General features: G+C 39.4%; 20 protein-coding genes. 3 read left to right on the top strand and 17 right to left on the bottom strand.

The window, feature by feature from the left end; all coding sequences use genetic code 11:
- Positions 1-81: 81 nt before the first annotated feature.
- Positions 82-471 carry an iron-sulfur cluster biosynthesis family protein gene (locus tag LREU_RS04205; protein WP_011953446.1) on the bottom strand — a complete coding sequence of 130 codons (390 nt, stop codon included), beginning with the start codon at positions 469-471 and terminating at the stop codon, positions 82-84.
- Between the two features lie 208 nt (positions 472-679).
- Here LREU_RS04205 and LREU_RS04200 point away from each other — a divergent pair, with 208 nt between their 5' ends.
- A complete protein-coding gene (locus LREU_RS04200) occupies positions 680-1,648 on the top strand; it encodes an IS30 family transposase (protein ID WP_003668074.1) in 969 nt (322 codons plus the stop codon).
- A gap of 32 nt (positions 1,649-1,680) precedes the next feature.
- Here the strand turns inward: LREU_RS04200 and LREU_RS04195 are convergent, their stop codons facing one another.
- The 4 genes from LREU_RS04195 to parE all read right to left on the bottom strand — a co-directional run bounded on the left by LREU_RS04195 (position 1,681) and on the right by parE (position 7,717).
- Positions 1,681-2,616 (bottom strand): manganese-dependent inorganic pyrophosphatase, encoded by a 936-nt coding sequence (locus LREU_RS04195; RefSeq protein WP_003668076.1) that lies wholly within the window; start codon positions 2,614-2,616, stop codon positions 1,681-1,683.
- 108 nt (positions 2,617-2,724) lie between these two features.
- A complete protein-coding gene (locus LREU_RS04190) occupies positions 2,725-3,192 on the bottom strand; it encodes an NUDIX hydrolase (protein ID WP_003668077.1) in 468 nt (155 codons plus the stop codon).
- Positions 3,193-3,208: 16 nt separating this feature from the next.
- A complete protein-coding gene (parC, locus tag LREU_RS04185; protein WP_003668080.1) occupies positions 3,209-5,674 on the bottom strand; it encodes a DNA topoisomerase IV subunit A in 2,466 nt (821 codons plus the stop codon).
- An 18-nt stretch (positions 5,675-5,692) separates the two neighbouring features.
- Positions 5,693-7,717 (bottom strand): DNA topoisomerase IV subunit B, encoded by a 2,025-nt coding sequence (parE, locus tag LREU_RS04180; protein ID WP_003668081.1) that lies wholly within the window; start codon positions 7,715-7,717, stop codon positions 5,693-5,695.
- 210 nt (positions 7,718-7,927) lie between these two features.
- Between parE and plsY the strand changes: the two genes are divergently transcribed.
- Entirely contained in the window at positions 7,928-8,557 is a 630-nt protein-coding gene (gene plsY, locus LREU_RS04175) for a glycerol-3-phosphate 1-O-acyltransferase PlsY (protein ID WP_003666074.1), read from the top strand.
- Between the two features lie 41 nt (positions 8,558-8,598).
- On the opposite strand, the gene LREU_RS04170 is transcribed toward plsY, so the two are convergent.
- The 9 genes from LREU_RS04170 to LREU_RS04130 all read right to left on the bottom strand — a co-directional run bounded on the left by LREU_RS04170 (position 8,599) and on the right by LREU_RS04130 (position 17,142).
- A complete protein-coding gene (locus tag LREU_RS04170; protein ID WP_011953445.1) occupies positions 8,599-9,477 on the bottom strand; it encodes an aldose 1-epimerase family protein in 879 nt (292 codons plus the stop codon).
- A 134-nt stretch (positions 9,478-9,611) separates the two neighbouring features.
- Entirely contained in the window at positions 9,612-11,732 is a 2,121-nt protein-coding gene (gene topA, locus LREU_RS04165) for a type I DNA topoisomerase (RefSeq protein WP_003668086.1), read from the bottom strand.
- A 121-nt stretch (positions 11,733-11,853) separates the two neighbouring features.
- A complete protein-coding gene (dprA, locus tag LREU_RS04160) occupies positions 11,854-12,729 on the bottom strand; it encodes a DNA-processing protein DprA (protein ID WP_003668087.1) in 876 nt (291 codons plus the stop codon).
- 50 nt (positions 12,730-12,779) lie between these two features.
- Complete coding sequence (locus tag LREU_RS04155) at positions 12,780-13,550, bottom strand: ribonuclease HII (RefSeq protein ID WP_003668089.1); 771 nt, start codon at positions 13,548-13,550, stop codon at positions 12,780-12,782.
- A complete protein-coding gene (ylqF, locus tag LREU_RS04150) occupies positions 13,543-14,415 on the bottom strand; it encodes a ribosome biogenesis GTPase YlqF (protein ID WP_003668091.1) in 873 nt (290 codons plus the stop codon). Before ylqF ends, LREU_RS04155 begins: the two co-directional genes overlap by 8 nt.
- 20 nt (positions 14,416-14,435) lie before the next feature.
- Complete coding sequence (locus LREU_RS04145; RefSeq protein WP_003668092.1) at positions 14,436-14,657, bottom strand: YozE family protein; 222 nt, start codon at positions 14,655-14,657, stop codon at positions 14,436-14,438.
- An 18-nt stretch (positions 14,658-14,675) separates the two neighbouring features.
- The gene (locus LREU_RS04140; protein WP_003668094.1) at positions 14,676-15,278 is read right to left on the bottom strand and encodes a YpmS family protein; all 603 of its coding nucleotides are present in this window, start codon (positions 15,276-15,278) and stop codon (positions 14,676-14,678) included.
- 2 nt (positions 15,279-15,280) lie between these two features.
- Positions 15,281-16,207 (bottom strand): SGNH/GDSL hydrolase family protein, encoded by a 927-nt coding sequence (locus LREU_RS04135; protein ID WP_003668098.1) that lies wholly within the window; start codon positions 16,205-16,207, stop codon positions 15,281-15,283.
- Positions 16,208-16,299: 92 nt separating this feature from the next.
- The gene (locus LREU_RS04130; RefSeq protein WP_003668100.1) at positions 16,300-17,142 is read right to left on the bottom strand and encodes a DegV family protein; all 843 of its coding nucleotides are present in this window, start codon (positions 17,140-17,142) and stop codon (positions 16,300-16,302) included.
- Positions 17,143-17,320: 178 nt separating this feature from the next.
- Here LREU_RS04130 and trhA point away from each other — a divergent pair, with 178 nt between their 5' ends.
- Positions 17,321-17,965, top strand: a complete 645-nt coding sequence (trhA, locus tag LREU_RS04125; protein ID WP_003666062.1) for a PAQR family membrane homeostasis protein TrhA — start codon at positions 17,321-17,323, stop codon at positions 17,963-17,965.
- Here trhA and LREU_RS04120 read toward each other — a convergent pair.
- From LREU_RS04120 to LREU_RS04110, 3 genes are read right to left on the bottom strand one after another with little or no spacing between them, the layout of a single operon-like run.
- Positions 17,954-18,442: a dihydrofolate reductase gene (locus LREU_RS04120; RefSeq protein WP_003666061.1), complete on the bottom strand. Its 489-nt coding sequence runs from the start codon at positions 18,440-18,442 to the stop codon at positions 17,954-17,956. The genes trhA and LREU_RS04120 overlap by 12 nt on opposite strands.
- Positions 18,443-18,457: 15 nt before the next feature.
- Complete coding sequence (locus LREU_RS04115) at positions 18,458-19,420, bottom strand: thymidylate synthase (protein WP_003668102.1); 963 nt, start codon at positions 19,418-19,420, stop codon at positions 18,458-18,460.
- An 18-nt stretch (positions 19,421-19,438) separates the two neighbouring features.
- Positions 19,439-21,349: an ABC-F family ATP-binding cassette domain-containing protein gene (locus LREU_RS04110; protein ID WP_003668103.1), complete on the bottom strand. Its 1,911-nt coding sequence runs from the start codon at positions 21,347-21,349 to the stop codon at positions 19,439-19,441.
- Position 21,350: the final 1 nt, after the last annotated feature.

Raw genomic sequence — 21,350 nt, 5'->3', positions numbered from 1 at the left:
TCAGGATTATCCTTTAAAAGCAATAAGGGAGCATGATCATGAAGTCGTATCTGGCTTCTATCACGCTCCCTTATTATATTGTTAGCAATCATGCGCTCGATCAATTTGAGAATTTAAGTCTGTCTTACTAAGATCCAGAACTTCAAGATTATCCGTTAAAACGCGTTTAGGACTGACAAGTGGCATTGTAAAGTATCGCGGATTAAACCTTACTTCCATTTCATCATCAAATTGAACTGCTGTATGGTCTTTAATAAAAACATCCCCCAAATTAGAGGTAATTTTTTCATTATAATCTGGGGTATCTAAATCCTCTTTAACAAGGATTAGTCGATAATCACCATCTAAACTGCAACTCCCAACGGCAGAAAATGGGCCCACCCCATCATCAAAATCTAGGAGCATCTTCTTAGAAGATAATTCATAACGCTGTAAACGTTCAATAGCTTGATCAGTAAATGTGATATTCATTAATATCAACCCCATTTCTTAAAATCAGTACTTATATTTTAACTAATTAAGAATAAGCTTTGAAATTTAAAGCTCAAAAAAACTGAGAAAAATTTTGCGATTTTCCTCAGTTTTTAATTTCGTCGTTTGTAAAATTAAGTTAGAAAAAATAAAAAGCCATTTGTGATAGACTTTTGAATATCCCTAATCAAAAGAAAGGCAATCACAAATGACCTATAAACATCTTACCACACGTGAATTAACTCTCATAGCTGATTTTTGGTATCAAGGTACTAAAGCTTATCGGGCTGCTAAATTACTTCAGCGTAGTCAAGAAACCATCTATCGTGTTTATCGTTTCCTCAACGACGGTAAAACCATCGACCAATATCTTCAGACTTATCAGCGACATAAGCGTCGTTGTGGTCGGAAGCAGACCCAACTGCCAACTATCGAAGTTAACTATATCCATGCGCAAATCAAGGCAGGTTGGACTCCTGATACTATTATTGGTCGTCATGAACACCCAATTAGCTGCAGTATGCGCACCCTTTATCGCATGTTTGCCCGCAATCAGTATGGCTTTTCCGTTAAACAGCTACCGATGAAAGGAAAACGCCATCCCAATGGCTATGTGGAACATCGTGGTAAAGCTGGCCAATTAGGACGCAGTATCTATCAACGATATCGTGATTTTCCGCATTACCAACATGAATTTGGGCACTTTGAAGCTGATACAGTTCAAGGTAAAGCTCACCGCGGAGCGGTAATGACGCTAGTAGAGCGACAATCCAAAGTAATGATTGTCCTTAATATTCATCATAAAACAGACGAAGCAGTGAATTGCCAGCTTGATCAATGGCTCGCTAAACTGCCACGTCACTTTGTTAAATCAATTACTTTTGATAACGGGAAAGAATTTGCTGGATGGCGAGAAATAGCCAATAAGTATGATCTTCACACCTATTTTGCGGAAGTCGGTGCTCCCAATCAACGAGGGTTAAACGAAAATAATAACGGCCTCTTGCGTCGTGATGGTCTTAGTAAAAAGCTAGATTTTCGCGATTTACCAGACGAACTAGTCACTCAGCTAATGCATCGTCGCAACAATATCCCACGAAAATCTCTTAATTATCGTACACCATTAGAAGTATTCTTGAGTCATGTCACAGAAGAACAACTTTCACCTTTTTTCTAATTTAAATTGACATTTCAGGTTTAATTTATTTATTAACCTTCGAATGCATCAGTCAAAGGAGGAACAACTTGCTTCTTCCGTGATACAACACCTGGTAAATTCATCCGCTTGTTTTCGTTAAGCTTCTTACCAAAGGCTGCTTCAACCTTTTCAGCAGGATCACCAATAACTAATAATTCTGAGTCACTGTTTAAGATATTAGTAGCGATTAATAAGAATAAGTCATAATCGTTATCGTCCATCATACTTTGCATTTGACTTTCAAGATCAGCTTGACGAGCAAAAACATCATCTAAATCGACAGTGTTAACTTGACCAATACGAACTTTCTTGCCGCCAAGTTCAAAGGTCTTAGCATCACCATCAACGATGTCAGCATCAGACTTAGCACCAAGGTTAGTACCAGCCTTAAGCATTTCAATGCCGTACTTTTCGTAATCTTCAACACCAGCGATCTTTGCTAAGTACTTAACAGCTTCACGATCGTGGTCAGTTGTAGTTGGTGACTTCAAAAGCAAGGTATCAGAAATGATAGCAGAAAGCATCATCCCAGCCAAGTTAGCGGGAATATTAATGTGCTTTTCTTGGAACAATTCTGTAATGATTGTACTTACACAACCGTAAGGACGAACAGTTGCCCAGAGTGGTTGAGCAGTTTCAAAGCCGGCAATCCGGTGGTGGTCAACTAAGTGCGTTACAGTGACCTTGTCGATATCACTAACACTTTGTTGTGGTTCGTTGTGGTCTACAAGCATTACCTTATCTACTTCGTTTGCAGCAGTTTCGATTACGCGTGGTGCTTCCATACCGAAAGTCTTCAATGCAAACTTAGTCTCATCATTTGGTTCACCTAAAGCAACTGCTTCAGTTTCGTATCCCAATTGGTTTTGGAAGTATGAAAATGCCATTGCAGCGGTAATCGCATCTGTATCAGGCTTTTGGTGTCCAAATACTAATTCTTTGCTCATATAAATTCCTCCTGTTTGTTCACTACTTTAATCCTAGTTATTTCTAGTAGGTGAAACAATCTACATTTTCTATTCTATCATGGAAGTTAATAGATTAAAGAACAATTATTAAATATCTTTTCTATTATGGGTAAAATCTTTTAAGATCTGCCACATTTGTTCATGCTGGCCGTTAAAAAAGCGTGGTGGTTCTTCATCTAATGAAAAATATTCAGTGGTTGTCGTTTCTGTAACTTTTGGCTGATAATGTTTAGCGCTAGTTTCTTCAACTAAGTAAAATGCATTAATTGGTTGAACGCGGTCACCATTAGGATAAGTATAAAAATCTTGGTCAAGAATTGCTAGTTGTTTGACAGGCACAATTTCAATTCCCGCATCTTCTTTAAATTCGCGCTTTACAGTTTGCTCAAAAGATTCGCCAAATTCCATATAGCCGCCTGGAAAGCCCCAATCACCAGTATCTGCGCGTTCTTGAAGCAAGACAGCTCCTTGCTGGTCTAAAAGCGCTCCAGAAGCACTAGTCATGATTAAAGGACGATGCCCCACCAGATCACGAATTTCTTTAATGTATGCCAAATTTTTCGCCTTCTTCTTAGCTTTGACTAACAGGTTCTTCCGTTAAGATATTAGTTTGTTTCAATCGAAGCTTTACTGGTTCCCCTTGCGTATCGGTGTCGATTACAAAAGTCCCGTTTGACTTGATCGAACTTAGATGATGGTCGGTAGCCATTATATCTTGGAATGCCGGCCGGTTAGTAATAGCCTCAAAAGCTCCCTGATAATCAGGGTCATAAGCAAGGAAGTCCGCAATTTCATGAGGATGTGATTTTAACCTCCGAAGGACAAGTTCTCCTCGTCGTGCTCGTGCCCCAACCTCAATCTCATCAACGGGCATTTCCTTAAATGCACCTCGTTGGGTAATTACAGCAATATCTTGACCATCTTTAACCAAGATTTGGTCTGCCACTTGGTCATCATCTTTCAGGTTAATGGCCCGTACACCAGCTGTCCGGATCCCTGTTACAGGAACATCTGCGACATCATACCGCACCGCATATCCTTGGCGACTAATCGTCAATAGTGAACAATTCTCATTTGTTGGTTCATAGTAATCAACATTTACAACTTGCGCATTATCCCTGAGCTTAATTGCAACACTTGCATGACTCTTGTAACGAGAACCGGGCTTATAGTCATTAAAGGCCGTTTGCTTTACTTGACCATCGCTGGTTCCCATGATAATTGTTCCCGGTTGATCCAGTTTATCAAAAATCATTGCCTTAATGATCTCTTCATTATCTGCTAAGCCGATTGTTTGTGAGATATGCTCGCCAGTATCCTTCCACCGCGCATCCGCAATTTCATGAATTGGGCGGTAAATAATATGCCCAAGGTTGGTAAACATAAATAAATGCGATAAGGTATTCGTTTGTTGAATCAATAATGGGTAATCGTCTTCCCGGAGACCGTTTTCTTCTGCTTCCGAAGCCTTGAAGGAGCGAATACTGCTTCGTTTGATATAGCCCGCATGTGAAACCAAGACTACAACATCTTCATTTGCAACCGTAACTTTAGTATCAATCTCAAGTTTTTCAACATGATTTTCAATCTTAGTCCGTCGCGGATTGCCAAATTCCTTCTTGATGGCCCTAATTTCCTTAGTAAGGACTTTTGCTAGCTCATTTTCGTTAGTTAAGATTAACTGATATTCATTAATCCGCGAGTTTAGTTGCTCTTGTTCTTTTTCTAGCTCAGTTACATCCGTATTTGTTAAGCGATAAAGTTGCAAGGTAACAATTGCTTCGGCCTGCTCAGGTGTGAAGTTGTATTCTTTTACTAAGTTTTCCTTTGCGTCCTTACGATTCTTACTTGCGCGGATCGTTTTAATGACCTTATCTAAAATTGATAGTGCTTTGATTAACCCTTCGACAATATGCAAACGTTGCTGAGCCTTCGTTAGGTTATATTGTGTCCGTCGACGAATAATCTCTTTCTGGAATTCGAGATAGGAAGTCAAAATTCGCTTCAAGCCAACACGCATTGGTCGCTGGTCATCAATCGCAACCATATTGAAGTTATAGTTAATCTGTAAATCGGTGTTCTTTAATAAGTAATTAAGAATGCCGTTTGCATTAGCTCCCCGCTTGAGTTCGATTGCAATTCGTAATCCACTACGATCAGTTTCATCGCGGGCTTCCGCAATTCCCTCAACTTTTTTGGCAAGGCGCAGATCATTGATTCGCTTAACCAGTTGCGCCTTATTTACTTCATAAGGAATCTCCGTCACATTAATTTGTTGACGACCACCTCGTAAGGTTTCAATTTCCGTTTTTGCTCGCACTACCACTCGACCGCGACCAGTCTGGTATGCCTTACGAATTCCATCAATCCCCTGAATGATTCCACCAGTTGGGAAATCAGGACCAGGAATAAATTCCATTAACTTATCTAAAGAAGCAGTTGGATGCTTGATAAGATAAATCAATGCATCAAGAACTTCGCTTAAATTATGCGTTGGGATCTCAGTAGCATATCCAGCAGAAATTCCAGTTGCTCCATTAACGAGTAAGTTAGGAATACGTGCTGGTAAAACTGTCGGCTCCTTTTCAGTATCATCGAAGTTTAAGGCCATCTCAACTGTATCTTTGTCGATATCTTGAAGCATTAAACCTGCTATTTTACTAAGCCGAGCCTCAGTATAACGCATGGCAGCTGGTGGATCACCATCCATCGATCCATTATTACCGTGCATTTCAATTAGGGGTTCACGTAATTTCCAATCCTGACTCAACCGGACTAATGCTTCATAAATCGAACTATCACCGTGGGGGTGGAAGTTACCCATTACGTTCCCAACTGATTTAGCAGACTTACGAAACCCTTTATCATAAGTATTTCCATCTTTATTCATGGCAAATAAAATCCGGCGCTGAACCGGTTTTAATCCATCACGAATATCAGGTAAAGCTCGTTCTTGAATAATTGATTTGGAATAACGCCCAAAACGATCACCCATGATCTGTTCGAGCGTCATATGTTCAATTTTTCCGTTTCTCACAAAACTTGATTCCCTTCTCTATTTATTCCATGTACTAATTGTCGGTCCTTTAGTTTGAGGTAATTGTCCTTTATTCTCAACTAATTGATCGGATTCTTGATCATCGGCTAACGTGAATTGGACATTTTCTTCAATCCATTCTCGCCGTGGTTCCACCTTATTACCCATCAAAGTAGTTACACGACGCTCAGCTAATTCAGCATCCTCGATACGAACTTGGATCAGCGTCCGGGTATCTGGATTCATTGTTGTTTCCCACAACTGATCGGCATTCATTTCACCAAGCCCTTTGAACCGTTGTAACTGTGCTCCTTTACCCATCTTTTTAGTCAATTTTGTTAATTCTTCATTAGTCCACGCATATGTGATATTAGTCTTAGCTCCACGTCCTCGTTGCAAACGATAAAGTGGTGGAAGAGCAATATAGATCTTTCCAGCTTCGATCATTGGCCGCATATACTTGTAGAAGAAGGTAAGAAGAAGGATCTGAATATGAGCACCATCATCATCGGCATCAGTCATAATAATAATCTTATCGTAATTTGAATCTTCAACATTAAACTCAGAACCGGCACCAGCGCCAACAGTATAGATAATCGTATTCAATTCTTCGTTTTTTAAGACATCATCTAACTTCGCCTTTTCTGTATTTAGCACTTTCCCTCGTAATGGTAAAATTGCTTGGAATTTACGGTCACGCCCCTGTTTGGCTGAACCACCGGCCGAATCCCCTTCGACTAGGAATAATTCATTTTTCTTAGCATTTTTTGATTGGGCAGGAGTCAATTTTCCAGAAAGATTTCGTTCCTTTTTACCCTTTCGTTTGCCACCACGGGCTTGGTTACGGGCTTTGCGGGCAGCTTCTCGGGCTTCACGAGCCTTTAATGCCTTACGAATTAACATCTGGGCAAAGTCACCATTTTCCATTAGGGCATAGTTAAGCTGCTCACTGACAATCGCATCAACAATTTTCCGTGCTTCAAGAGTTCCCAGTTTATCCTTTGTCTGACCCTCAAATTGAAGTAGACGTTCTGGAATCCGGACTGAGATCACGGCTGTTAACCCTTCCCGAACATCACTACCTTCCAGATTTTTATCATTAGCCTTTAACAGACCAACCTTTTTTGCGTATTCATTGAAAGTCTTCGTCCAGGCACTCCGGAATCCAGCTTCATGAGTACCACCATCTGGAGTTCGAACATTGTTGACAAATGATAACAAGCTCTCAGAATAACCATCATTATATTGAGCTGCCACTTCAACTTCGACCCCGTCTTGTTTTCCATCAAAGTAAAGCGTCTTTCCTAAAACATCCTTACCCTCGTTAAGATAAGAAACGAATTCTTGAATTCCATCGGCGAACTGGAATACATCTTGTTTTTCTTGACCAGCTCGCTTATCGGTAAGGGTAATCTTAATCCCTTTCAATAAAAAGGCCGACTCACGAAGACGATTAGCTAAGGTATTATAGTCATAAACAGTAGTTGAAAAAATCTTCGGGTCCGGCTTAAATGAGACGGTCGTTCCGTTCTCCGCTTTGGTTTTTCCTAATTTTTTCAATGTTCCAACTGGTTGACCGCCATCCTTAAAAATTTCTTGGTAACGGACGTGATCACGGACAATTGTCAGGGTCAAATGTGATGATAAGGCATTTACAACGGAAGCTCCAACACCATGAAGTCCCCCTGAAGTCTTATAACCATCTGATTGACCAAATTTTCCTCCAGCATGAAGAACCGTCATAATAACTTCAGGTGTCGGTTTGCCAGAAGCATGCATTCCCACCGGCATCCCCCGACCATGATCTTGAACTGTAATTGCATTGTCTGCTTCAATGATGATGTTAATCTCATCACCATAACCGGATAACGCTTCATCAACGGCATTATCCACTATTTCATATACCAGGTGATGCAATCCACGAGAATCAGTAGATCCAATATACATCCCTGGTCTTTTTCGTACCGCCTCAAGTCCTTTTAATACTTGTATAGATGAGGCATCATATTTTACTTCTTCTTTGGCCACAAAATGACCTCCCATTGCCAATATTATACCTAAACGTATGTTCGAAAGATTATTTTACCATTTACATTTGTTAATTGTAAAGCTAAACTGGCCACAATTTCAATTCATAATTAAAATGATACTGAAAACTTTGGAGAATGGCAAATTGTGCCTTCCTAGTGGTTAAAATTAAATATTCATGCTATGCTTAAAAGCTGTATAAGCTATTATTAAGGAGCTATTTATATGTTTTTTGAAATTATTGGGATGATTATTATCGCTTACCTATTAGGTTCAATCCCAACTGGTCTCTGGATCGGTAAGTATATTTATCATAAGGATATTCGCAAGTTAGGTAGCGGTAATATCGGAACAACGAATACCTTTCGGACATTGGGGTTTAAGGCAGGCGTTGTTGTTTTATTTATCGATATTCTAAAGGGAACACTCGCTGCCAGTCAGCCATACTTTTTAGGGATATCTGGAACCGTTAACCCACTATTGATCGGACTCTTTGCTAGTCTTGGTCACACTGTATCAATATTCGATAATTTTCATGGTGGGAAAGCTGTGGCAACTAGCGCGGGAATTCTATTAGCCTATAACCCCCTCCTCTTTGTTGTTGCCTGTTTGATTTTTATCTTTGTCTTGTGCTTGACAAGTATGGTTAGTGCCGCCAGTATGGTTGGGATTAGTGCAATTTTCATTATTGCCCTCTTCATTCATGCTTGGATTTTAGCAATCGTGGCAGGAATATTAACAGGAGTGGTCTTTTACCGTCACCGATCAAACATTCACCGAATTTTATCAGGAAAAGAATCGATGGTAAGTTTTGGCCTTGGCTATTATTTACGAGAAAAAAAACAAAATAAATAGGAGACTGGAAATAATCATTTTCACGGTCTCCTATTTTTTAGTTAAAATGGCTTAATACTAAAGTGATAATTATCTGTTTCATCTGGTGCAAGACGGTGCATCCCTTGCTTGTGAAGAAGGAGCCCATCAGCATTAACATTATCTGCTATTCCCCACCATGGTTCCACACATACAAATGGAGCTGTACTTGGATATTGCGACCAAACTCCCACGTATTCCGTATTAAAGGTATCAACTATGACCCCATGATTAGCAACAGTATCTGTTAATTTGGCTGTAAAATGGCCGCCATCTGTTTTGAAAATAATAGCATCCTTATTAAAAAGATCATGATTAAGTGATAATGAATCCTTCATATCAATCAATTTTGGATGAGTTGAATCGTTATAGGCGCCATCTAAAACGATCCGTGAATATTCTGTTGCCGGTTTAACGCTTAATTCTGTTTGTTCAAAACTCCCGACACCAGTTAATGGCATATTAAAACCAGGATGTGCTCCAATAGCATAGATTAATGTTTCATCTCCACTCGGGTTTTTTACCATATAACTGATTTCAACCTTATCAACAACTAATTCGAATTTTACCTGAAGACTAAATGAAAAAGGAAAAGCCTTCTTAGTTTCACTATCATCATGCTGTTCCATCACAACCATCGATGGTGTTTGCTCAATAACTTGGAATTTTCGATCACGTGCAAAACCATGTTGTGTTTGATGATAAGTTTGGTTGCCATATTGATATTGATCATCTTTTAAGCGGCCAACGAACGGAAAAAGGATTGGTGCTTGGCGATTCCATGAAGCAGGATCCCCCTGCCATAAGTACTCGATTTCGTTATCCTGCCGTTTAATACTATGTAATTGAGCACCTAATTCATCAATTTGCACAATTAATTGTTGGTTTTGTAAAGTAATCATTGTTATCGATCCCTTCAATTGATAATCGTTTAACATTAAGTATATAAAAAAGGTTCCAAACGCACAATAGCAGATTTTGGAAACCTTTTCAATAAATATTTAAGTAAAATTCAGTAAAAAATAAAGTATAATTTTTACTTTTGAACTTCTTCTTTATAATCCCCATTTGGACAGACAACCTGTTTACCACCCTTGACTTTCTTTTCAACGAGGAAGTGCCCATCCTTAGGACAGTTACGTCCAATTGGTTTATCCCATGAAACAAAGTCACAATCTGGATAACGGGAACAACCATAGAAAGTTCGGTTCTTCTTTGACTTTCGTTCAACAACCGTCCCTTGCCCACACTTTGGACATGTAATTCCGGTATCTTTTACAATCGCTTTGGTATTCCGACAATTTGGGAAGCGAGAACATGCATAGAACTTACCATAACGACCCATTTTAATAACCATGGGGGCTCCACAAATTTCACAATCTGTGCCAGCAAGCTCATCTTTCATCTCAATCTTATCGACCTCTTCTTCAGCTGCATCAACTTCTTTTGAGAATGGCTGATAGAATTTATCAACAACATTAATCCAGTTCTGCTTGCCCTCTTCAATCTCATCAAGTTTACCTTCAATATCGGCAGTAAATTGGACATTGACAATATCAGGGAATTGTTTTTCGATAATTCGGTTAACAATTTCACCCAGTTCAGTTGGCTCAAAGTGGCGTGATACAAGGCGAACATAATAACGTCGCTGGATCGTATCAAGGGTTGGCGCATAGGTTGATGGCCGACCGACGCCATTTTCTTCCAAGGTTTTAATAAGAGCCGCTTCTGTATAACGGGCAGGTGGCTGGGTAAAGTGCTGAGCTGGATCGTCCTTTATCATTTTTGCCTTGTCACCTTCAGTTAATTCTGGCAACAAGTTATCTTTTTCAGTTCCTCGCTTATATACTTTCGTAAACCCAGGGAACTTAACTTTTGATCCATTTGCACGGAAATCAACCCCATTTTGCTGGAGGTTAACGCTCATCGTATCAATTACTTCCGCAGTCATTTGACTAGCCACAAACCGCGACCAAATCAAATTATAAAGTTTATACTGGTCGGAGGTTAAATATTGCTTCATTTTAGCTGGTGTCCGATAGACTGAAGTTGGCCGAATAGCTTCGTGAGCATCTTGTGCCCCCTCAGGTAATTTACCCTTAACCGGTTTTATTGCCGCATATTCCGCGCCATAGTTTTCATGAATATAGTTAGATGCTTCATGCTTAGCAATTGACGCCACTCGAGTCGAGTCCGTCCGCATATAGGTAATTAACCCAACCGGTGCTCCTTCTTTAATGTCGATCCCTTCATATAACATTTGTGCTGCCATCATTGTCTTTCGTGTTCGGAAGTTCAAACGACGGTTAGCATCCTGTTGCATGGTCGAGGTCGTATATGGTGGCTGTGGTTGCCGCCGACGTTCTTTTTTAGTCACCTTAGTAACATCGAAATCTTTCTTTTTATCGATTTTAGAAAGAATTGCCTGAACGTCATCATTATTCTTCAAGGAAACCTTCTTACCATTTTCACCGTAAAAACTAGCCTTGAATTCTTCTTTGCCCTTCTTGAAATCAGCATCAATTGTCCAGTATTCCTCTGGTTTGAAGTTTTTAATTTCATTTTCACGTTGAATAATCAGATAAAGGGCAACTGATTGAACACGACCAGCACTTAAGCCTTTTTTGACTTTCTTCCATAAAATTGGGCTAATTGAATATCCAACTAATCGATCCAATACCCGTCGTGCCTGTTGGGCATCTACGAGATCCATATTAATCTCTCGGGGTTCCTTAAAAGCTTCTTTAACAGCATCCTTAGTAATTTCGTTAAAGGTAACCCGGTTCTTTTGATCATCGTCAAGCTTTAAAATATTTGAAACGTGCCAGGCAATTGCTTCCCCTTCACGGTCCGGGTCAGATGCAAGATATACGGCTTTCGCATTTTTAGCGTCCTTCCGTAGTTCCTTAATTACATCACCCTTTCCCCGAATTGAAATGTAATCAGGGGTGTAATCATTTTCAATATCTACCCCCATCCGGCTTTTTGGCAAGTCCCGAATATGGCCTAAACTAGCCACAACCTTATAGGACCGGCCTAAAAATTTACCGATTGTTTTTGCCTTTGATGGTGATTCCACGATCACCAGATTTTTTTTAGTTTTTGAACGGCGACGAGTTGTCTTTTTCGCCGTTGATTTGGTTGTTTTGGTTGCCATTCTGGTAGGCTCCTAACATTTTTAATATTTCATTCAATAATATTATTAATCCATTTGACTACCATCTGTCAAATATAATCTCTAACTGAACAAAATATTTTAATCAACTTCTTACCAGAAATCAAGGTCTTGAATCATACAGCCGAAACTCATCTAGCAGATCTTGGGCGCTGAGAATTGGTTTCGCGCCAGCTGCGATTAAACTGTTACATCCTACCGATAAGGGAGCGTCAATCCTTCCAGGAATAGCACATACAGACCGATTTTCATCTAAGCCGATATTAGCTGTGATTAAACTCCCACTCCTTTTCTTTGCCTCGACAACCAAAATCACTTCGCTTAAACCTGCAATAATTCGGTTTCTTTCTGGGAAGTGATAAGCCACAGGTGGTTCACCCCGCCCATACTCAGAAATTACTAATCCTTGTCTGGCAACCTCATCTTGAAGGACTTGGTGATTTCGTGGGTAAGCTTGATCTAAACCCGTCCCAATCACTCCGATAGTAAGGCCACCATGTTTTAGCGCCAGTTCATGGCTAAAACCATCTACTCCTTGAGCTAAACCACTGATTACTACTATCTGCCGCTTAATTACTGGTGGCAGCAATCCTCGTAAAGCGCTCTGTCCATAATTAGTTATCTGCCTAGTGCCAACAACACCAATTGAAGGCTGATGGAGCAAGCTCAGATTACCACGATAAAACAATACCAAGGGCGGACAGTACGTTTCTTTCAGGGTCATCGGGTATAACGGATCCGCAATCGTAATAAATTGTTCCTGACTGTTTAAGGCCACTGCTTGATCAAGCTCTGGACTGGCCCAATTATTTTTTAATGACGATGCACTTCGTAAGCTAACATTTGCATGGTCAATCAAATAGTCAATATTATTAAAGCAGCGTGCCTGTCGAGCACATTCCCATAGGCGATACTTTGAAACTAAGCCAATTCCGCGACACAAACTTAACCGTAATAGAAAATCGTTTACTTGTAACATAAAAAAGCCTCCTTATATTTATATACGAAAGCTTTTTGAAAATGCATTTTTTAATTTAAATATTTTGGAACGGGATTAAAAGAACGCCGATGAATAGGAGTTGCCCCCATTTTTTCTAAGCCGGCTAAATGTTCTTTAGTTCCATAACCCATATTTTGTGCAAAACCATACCCTGGATAAACATAATCATAGTCTCGCATTAGGTGATCACGGTATTCTTTTGCGACAATACTGGCTGCAGCAACGCTAATACTCTTTTGATCCCCCTTGATCAAAGTCGTCTGGGGAATATCAATTGCTAACGGGACAGCATCAACAATCAGATGATCTGGCCGATGGTGAAGGTGATTAACTGCCCGAATCATTGCATCCTGGGTAGCAGCATAAATATTCATTTGATCAATCACTGGCGCATCATTCACCGCGATGCTAACTTCAACCGCCTCATCAACAATCCGTAAATATAAATTTTCCCGTTCATGCCTAGTTAATTGTTTAGAATCAGTTACCCCTATCAGGTCAAAATCTGCATTTAAAATTACTGCACAAGTAACCACTGGCCCAGCCAATGGTCCTCTTCCTACTTCATCCATCCCTGCAATATACTGACATCCATTTTCCCAATAGTACTTTTCGTATTTGAACCGGTTATTGAACGCCTCTTCAGCTTCCTTCTGCCGTGCAAGCCGCCGCTCAAATTGCTGAATTGCCGTTTGAACACCTTTTCGCGAATCATCATGAATAGTTTGCAAGTAAGGATCAGTTGTATCTGTGATAGTTTGTAAACGGGCCTTAATTTGACTAATGGTTTCCTTATTCATTTAGTCCATCCTCATTTAGGTCAGCGGGTACTTCCAAAGTGATTGGTCCTAATTTTCCTTTTCGCAAGTCAAAAATCAACCGTTCACTAGCCCGGTCATAATCATCACGAAAGCCCATTTTAGCAGTAATCGTTAATAGTAAATCTGGATTGGTAACTGATTCATCCAGATCTGCATCAGTTAAGTGGTAACGTTGCTTTAACACTTCTGACTGGTGCTGCCGCAAGTAATCAAGGGCAAACAACGCTACATCATCCTTTGCGTATAAGCTATCTTTAATTGCTCCTGTTAAAGCCAGCATTATCCCTTGCTTAGGAGTAGCAAATTTATGCCAAAGGACACCAGGAGTATCGAGTAATTCCAATTCTGCTGATGACCGCAACCATTGCTGTCCAGTAGTGACTCCGGGACGGTTTCCAGTAGCCGCAACGTTCTTTTTTACCAGGTGATTTAAAAGGGTTGATTTTCCTACATTGGGAACACCAACACACATTGCCCGAATTGGCCTCTTTTTCATTCCCTTGGCTTTTTCTTCTGCCAATTTATCTTTTAATATCTCTTTACTTTTAGCCGTTACAACTTTTGCCACGTTATTTTGGCGTGAATCGAGGGCAAGAACTGGTTGATTATGCTGCTCAAAGTATTTAATCCATTCATTTAATCGTTTTTGATCTGCTAGGTCCGTTTTTGTCATAATTAAAAGTTTGGGCTTTTCTCCTGCAGCTAGTGCCACTTCTGGATTTTGTGACGAATAAGGGACACGAGCATCTACTAGCTCAAATAAAATATCTACTAGTGGCATTTGTTCACGAATTTGGCGTAATGCTTTTGCCATGTGTCCTGGGAACCATTGAATTGTTGCCATTTGACTTTCTCCCTTCTTTTCTAATTCATTGCATCAATATACCGTTGCCAAGCTTCATCAAAAATTGTCATTGATGGCAAATAGTCAGCATTTTCTTCTAAATAATGCGAAATTTCATCAAAATCCTCTGAATGCTTAGGAAAAGTAGTATCAAAAAAAGCGTTGTTTGCAAACTGTTGAACTTCATCTGCACTATTCGGGTTTCGTTGAGTCATTAAAAACTGATAAAAACTCATTCTCATTTTGATTTCCTCCAATATTTATTCATTGCTTGTTGGGACCGTGATTAAAAACTTAAACCGTCCTTCTTGCATGTTAATTTCCTGAGCTGAGTACTTAAGAGAACGGTGCTTGCTATAACGGTTAAGGTCTAATAAAACTGTCTTCTTTTGTGGATTAATTGTTACCCATTTAGGAATATTATAATTCTTTGCAATATAACCCATCACAAATTTGATTGGGATATTTAACCGTCCAACTGAAAGTCCCTTAGCCCGCAACAAGACATTTCCGTTACTTAACCGTTCAGGAATAAAGTTAATGGCAAATCGCACTTTAGCCCCTAGAAACTTAGTATTCCCTGTCAGGGTAGCATACTGATCGCCAACAATAAAATCATAACGGATCTTTTGCCCTTTTAAAAACTGATTCAGGTAATTAGCAGCTAAAGCATTCACCTGTTTTTTATTCAATTCAACCGTTACTGATGAATCGCTTGGCTTTACTGCTTTGCTAGTTGTAGTAGCAGGGGTCGGTGCAGTCGCCTTGTTCAATACAACCCCACAGCTAATTACAATCAAGGCTACTAAGCAAAAAAAGGCCCACTTCCACCAATTAATCTTTTTTTCTTCAGAATTTTTCATTTTTACCTCCGTGTGAATTCCCAGCTATCATGTTTTTGCATTACCTTAAATAATTGGTCAGCAATTTCGACGTATCCCGTATGATTAGGATGGAAATTATCTTCTGTTGAAATATATTTATTAAGGTTCTTATCCTTATGATTCATAATTTCAATGACCCGCTTTTGACTGACCTGCCCTTGGTTAGCCTTCTCTTCTTCCTTGATCAGCTGTTGTTGCTGACTCTTAGTCTGATACTGACCATATGACATCAACTTATTAATGTTCACAAAATACATTGACTTATAATTATTCATTGTATCTTGCGTAGTTTGGTTCCATTGATTAATTGACTTGTTAATAATTGTTACATCTGGGAAATAGGTATAGAAAGGATTATAAATACTCATTACAAAAATAGGAGCCTTAGGATTTTCCTTTCGAACTGCATCAAATAGCTTAATTAATTTTTGTTGATAAGTCTTTTCGCCACTTTCAACACTACTGGTAACTTGCCGTTCAGAGCCCATTACGTTTTTTTCCAGGATTTGCATTAGATCATTTCCACCAACAGTCATCGTAATCACATCCGCGCTCCGTAAGTCACTACGTAATTGAGATTGCTGATTTAACCGGTCAAGAATCTGGTCGGATCGGTCCCCTGTTACCCCGTAATTGACTGTTGTCACCTTAGTTTGGTGGTAACGATGTTCGATTTTTCCCTTAATTACGCCAACGTACCCACCATTATTAGTTTCATCCCCTTGACCGTGAGTAAGGGAATCACCTAGTGCAACAAGCTTTACATTTTTCTTTTCAACATATTTTGGTTTAACAACTTTTGAACTATTACTAGTTAAATTTGTAAAGTGGTTAACAGTATACCATCCTCCACCAATAATCATAATAGCCAAAAGCGATAATAATAGCCATTTAGTCCACTTTTTCATCTATTCTATAGTCCTTTATTTTAAAATTTTAAGAAGATAGAGGCTGGGAAAAATTTTCATTTTTCTCAGCCTCCACTTATTTTTATCAAAGATTATTCCGTATAGTATAGCAAACAACAAGCACCCATTCCAGTGTGGGTTGCAATAATTGGCACTGTCTCTCGAACAACGATGTCTAAGTTAGGCTCAAATGCCTTGATCTTTGTTAGAAGACGATTAACCTCACTATTCCCTTCAACATGGGAGATTCCGGCACCCATAACTTTTGGCCCATTCTTCATTTCATTCAAGATTCGATCCCATTCCTTATGAAGAGCTTTCTTTCCTCGTCCCTTCATAATAATATGGATTTGTCCATCAGCAATTTGAAGCATCACTTTGATATTTAGTAAGTTAGACAAAGCACCAGCAAACTTACTAATTCGGCCCCCAGCAACTAAATTATCTAAGTTATCAATTGCCAAATAAACTTTTGAATGATCAAATATATACTTCATTCGTTCAATAGCCTCTTGAACTGAGCCACCATTTTCAATTACCTTTGCCGCTTCAATGATTTGAAAAGCCATTGCCCGATCAGTCGTTTGAGAATCGTAGACTGTAACTTTTGTCTTCGTCATTCCAGCCGCTTGTTCAGCCGCGTGGACGGTCCCACTAATTGATTCCATCATTGTAACGCATAATACTTCGCTACCATCTTCGCCTAGCTTATCAAACGCATCGACAAACTTTCCAATTGGTGGTTGGGAAGTCTTTGGTAGTGACTTAGCATTCTTCATCATTTCAGGGAACTGTTCGTTTGTAATTGTTTCACGCTCAACGTATACCGTCCCATCGATCATTACACTTAATGGTATAATTGTAATGTCATATTTTTTAATTTCTTCATCAGTTAATCCTGCTGATGAGTCACAAACAATTTTTATCTTTGCCATGAAACTTACCACTCTTCCTGAACAATTTGTGCTATAATTATCTAGTATTGAGAACTAGATATTTTATTTCAAGTACTATTATACTAAATTTTATCTAATTTTGTAGGATCAATTACTATTTATTTAGTATAACAAAAATATTTTAAAAATTCATTGGTCTTTGGAAAGGGGTTTTTTGATGGATACACAAAAAGAGACAAGAGATCGGCGTACTTTGTTAATAGAAATAGGTAATGCGGTTACTCATGGGATCGGGGCAGGACTATCGATCGCTGGCTTGATCTTGTTAATTATTAGAGCTGTTCATACTGGTAGTCCCATGCGAATTGTTACCTTTACTATTTACGGAAGTGCTTTAATTCTTTTTTACCTTTCGTCAACCTTATTTCATGCCTTGATCTTTACACGAGCCAAACGGGTTTTTCAAATTCTCGACCATTCAATGATCTTTGTGCTTATTGCCGCAACTTATACCCCCTATTGCTTAGTTAGCATTCGCGGCTGGTTAGGTTGGACAATTTTCGGAGTGATTTGGGGCCTATCCGTTATCGGAATCGTGTATAAATGTATTTGGTTAAAACATAAAAGTAAATATTCAACCATTATTTACATTCTTATGGGCTGGCTATGTCTAGTCGCCTTCATGCCTCTCTGGCGTGCACTTGGTCCAGTTGGCTTCGGCTTGCTTTTACTAGGAGGACTTTCCTTTACTCTTGGGGCCCTCTTTTACAGTCGTCCAACGGCATATACCCATTTGATTTGGCATATTTTTGTCCTCATCGGCACGATATTAATGTATTTTTCAATTCTTTTATACGTTTAGTTCCCATTCTTCAAAACGACAAATTAGCTGGTCATCTTTTTCATAATTATTGTGATTTACTAAGTGCCAACGGTCATAATCGATCGTTGGCATTTTTGTATCTCCAACAATTTGCTTATTTATCACCGTTCGTGTTAGCTTTGTCGCCATTGGAAGTAATTGCTGATAGATCGTTGCCCCACCGATTACAAAATATTCGTTTGGATTTGCTTTAAGATATTCTTTAAGGGCAGCTAAAGAATGAACGACTTCCACTCCTTCAGCATCTATGTTCCTACTGGTAAGCACAATATTTTCCCGCTTAGGCAACGGTTTATTGCCAAGTGAGGCAAAAGTTCTTCGCCCCATTATAATTGGGTGACCAGTAGTCTTTGTCTTAAAATGCTTCATATCAGCAGAAACATGCCATGGAATTGTATTATCTTTGCCAATCCAGCCATTTAAATCTTCGGCCCAGATTAAATTCAGCTCACTCATTTTGAACCACTCCTTTTAAACTGCTACGGGAGCCTTGATTGCCGGCTCATGAGTATAGCCTTCTAACTTAATATCAGTCATTTCATATTGATCGATTGGTTTTGGTTCAGCAGGTAAAATCAATTTAGGAGCTTCATGAGGTGTTCTTGTCAGCTGTTCTTTAACTTGATCAAGATGGTTCAGATAAATGTGAGCATCCCCTAATGTATGAACAAACTCGCCAGGTTCTAAACCGCATTGGTGAGCAATCATATGCGTCAATAAGGCATAACTAGCGATATTGAATGGAACCCCTAAAAAGATGTCGGCACTCCGTTGATAGAGCTGACAACTAAGCTTTCCATCATTAACATAAAATTGGAACATGGTGTGACATGGAGGGAGAGCCATAGAAGGAACATCTTCTGGATTCCAAGCCGAAACAATCATCCGTCGTGAATCCGGAGTAGTTTTAATCTGCTGGATAACATTAGCAATTTGATCAATTGTGTCGCCTTGACTCGTCTTCCATTTTCGCCACTGACTTCCATAAACAAGTCCTAAGTCGCCATATTTTTGGGCAAAATCATCATCTTCAAGAATTCGCTGACAGAAAGCCTTCTTTTCTTGAAGATAGACCTGCTTAAACTCTGGATCTTTAAGCCAGCGGTGACCAAAGTCCGTCATATCTGGACCTTGATATTCATCACTTTCCACCCACTTCTTAAATGCCCATTCATCCCAAATATGATTCTTGTGTTGAAGTAAGAAGCGAATGTTGGTATCACCGCGTAAAAACCATAGTAATTCACTCTTAATCAAGCCAAATGGGACTTTCTTAGTCGTTAAAATAGGAAAACCTTTGCTTAGGTCAAATCGCATCTGATATCCGAAAACAGATTTAGTACCTGTTCCTGTCCGATCACCCTTTTGATGTCCATTCGCCAAAACATAACGGATTAAGTCTAAGTATTGCTCTTCATTTACATTTGTTGCCATCCTTATTTGTCCCTTCCTTTACTCGTCAACGTATGTGCTTAAATACTCCCAACGAGCTGTCTTTTCATCAATTTTTTCTTGTATTTCATTTAGCTGCTTCTGTAACTTAGCAATTTTCGTATAATCGCTTGCTGCTTCAGCCATTTCATTTTCTAATTGCTGATGCTGTTGATCAAGGGCATCTAATTCTTCATCAATATGATCCCACTCAAGTTGTTCAGCATAAGTAAGTTTTGTTTTTTCTTTCTTAGCTGGTTCTTGCTTATTTACCTGCTTTTTGGCAAGGGCTTTTTGATCATTTTTAAGCCCTTTATCCTTATCTGCCTCTTCCTTTTTAGCAGTTAGATAATCAGTAAAGCGTCCCGTATAACGCTCAATATCTCCATTCCCGTTGAAGACTAGCAAGTTGTCAGCCACTTTATCTAAGAAATAGCGATCATGAGAAACCGTAATTACAGTTCCCGCAAAATTATCTAGGTAATCTTCAAGAACTGTCAATGTTCCAATATCAAGGTCGTTAGTTGGCTCATCTAGTAATAAGACATTGGGCTGCTGCATTAAGATCTTTAAGAGGTATAATCGCCGCTTTTCACCCCCAGAAAGTTTTCGGATCAAAGTACCATGCATAAAACGAGGGAATAAGAAGCGTTCTAATAATTGGGTAACGCTGAGCTTATTGCCATCTTTATCAGTAACATTATCAGCAATTTCAGACAAGAAACTAATCATCCGCTTATCATTGTCAATTCCTTCTGTTTGCTGGGTATAATACCCTAACTTAACGGTTTCCCCAATCTTAAGGACACCACTATCTAGGGGAACACGTTGGGCAATCACATTTAATAAACTCGTCTTACCCGCTCCGTTTTCACCAGTAATTCCAATTCGATCGCCTGCCTGAACAAGCCAATTGAAGTCATGGAGGATTTGGTGATTATCAAATTTTAAGTTAGCATCCTTAAATTGAATAACATCTTTCCCTAGACGTTGTGATCCAAGATTGATAGCAATATCTTCATCGGTTTTAAGATTACCGATTTTTCCTTCTAATTCGTGGAACCGATTGATCCGTCCCTTTTGTTTTGTAGAACGGGCTTTTGCACCTGTCCGCATCCAGGCTAATTCTTTTTTATACAGCTGTTGATTCTTTTTCTCAGTATCTTTAGCTAACTCTACTCGTTCCGCCTTTTTTGCTACAAAGTCCTGATAATTTCCCTCGTAGTGATAAAGTTTACCAAAAGATAGCTCCCAGATATGATTTGTAATTTGATCAAGGAAGTACCGATCATGGGTAACAACGAGGACAGCACCCTTATAACTGCGAAGGAAATCCTGGAGCCAAACTACCGAATCAAGGTCTAAGTGGTTAGTCGGTTCATCGAGCAATAAGAGGTCTGGCTGTTGAATTAAGACTTGCGCTAACCCAACCCGTTTCTTTTGTCCTCCAGAAAGTTGAGCAATCTTTTGACTTACATCTTTTATCTTTAACTGGGTCAGAATCGTCTTCACCCGACTATCTGCCTCCCATGCATCTTCTTGGTCCATCCGTGCCTGCATTTTTGTGTAACGGTCGATTGCTTGTGGATCTTCTGGATGCTTTGTAAAACGTTCAAGAGCCAGCTCATATTGACGAATTGTTTCAAAGACTGGTTGTTTACCTTCAAAAACAGCTTCCATGATTGTTTTATTTTCATCAAGTTCAGGCTGCTGTTTTAAATAACCGATCGTGTAATCATTAGGCTTAGTGATCTGCCCGCCGCCTTCTGGATTTACTTCCCCACTAATTACGTTAAGAAGACTGGTTTTTCCACTTCCATTAACACCAATCAGTCCAATTCGATCATTTTCATTGATAATAAACGAAATATCATCAAATAAGGTCTTCTCACCGTATGTGCTGGTTAGACCCTCTGCACGCATTGTTTGCATA

Origin of the sequence: Limosilactobacillus reuteri subsp. reuteri, from assembly GCF_000016825.1 — a bacterium.
GTDB classification, from domain to species: Bacteria; Bacillota; Bacilli; order Lactobacillales; family Lactobacillaceae; genus Limosilactobacillus; species Limosilactobacillus reuteri.
This window is presented reverse-complemented; position numbering and strand designations above follow the sequence as displayed.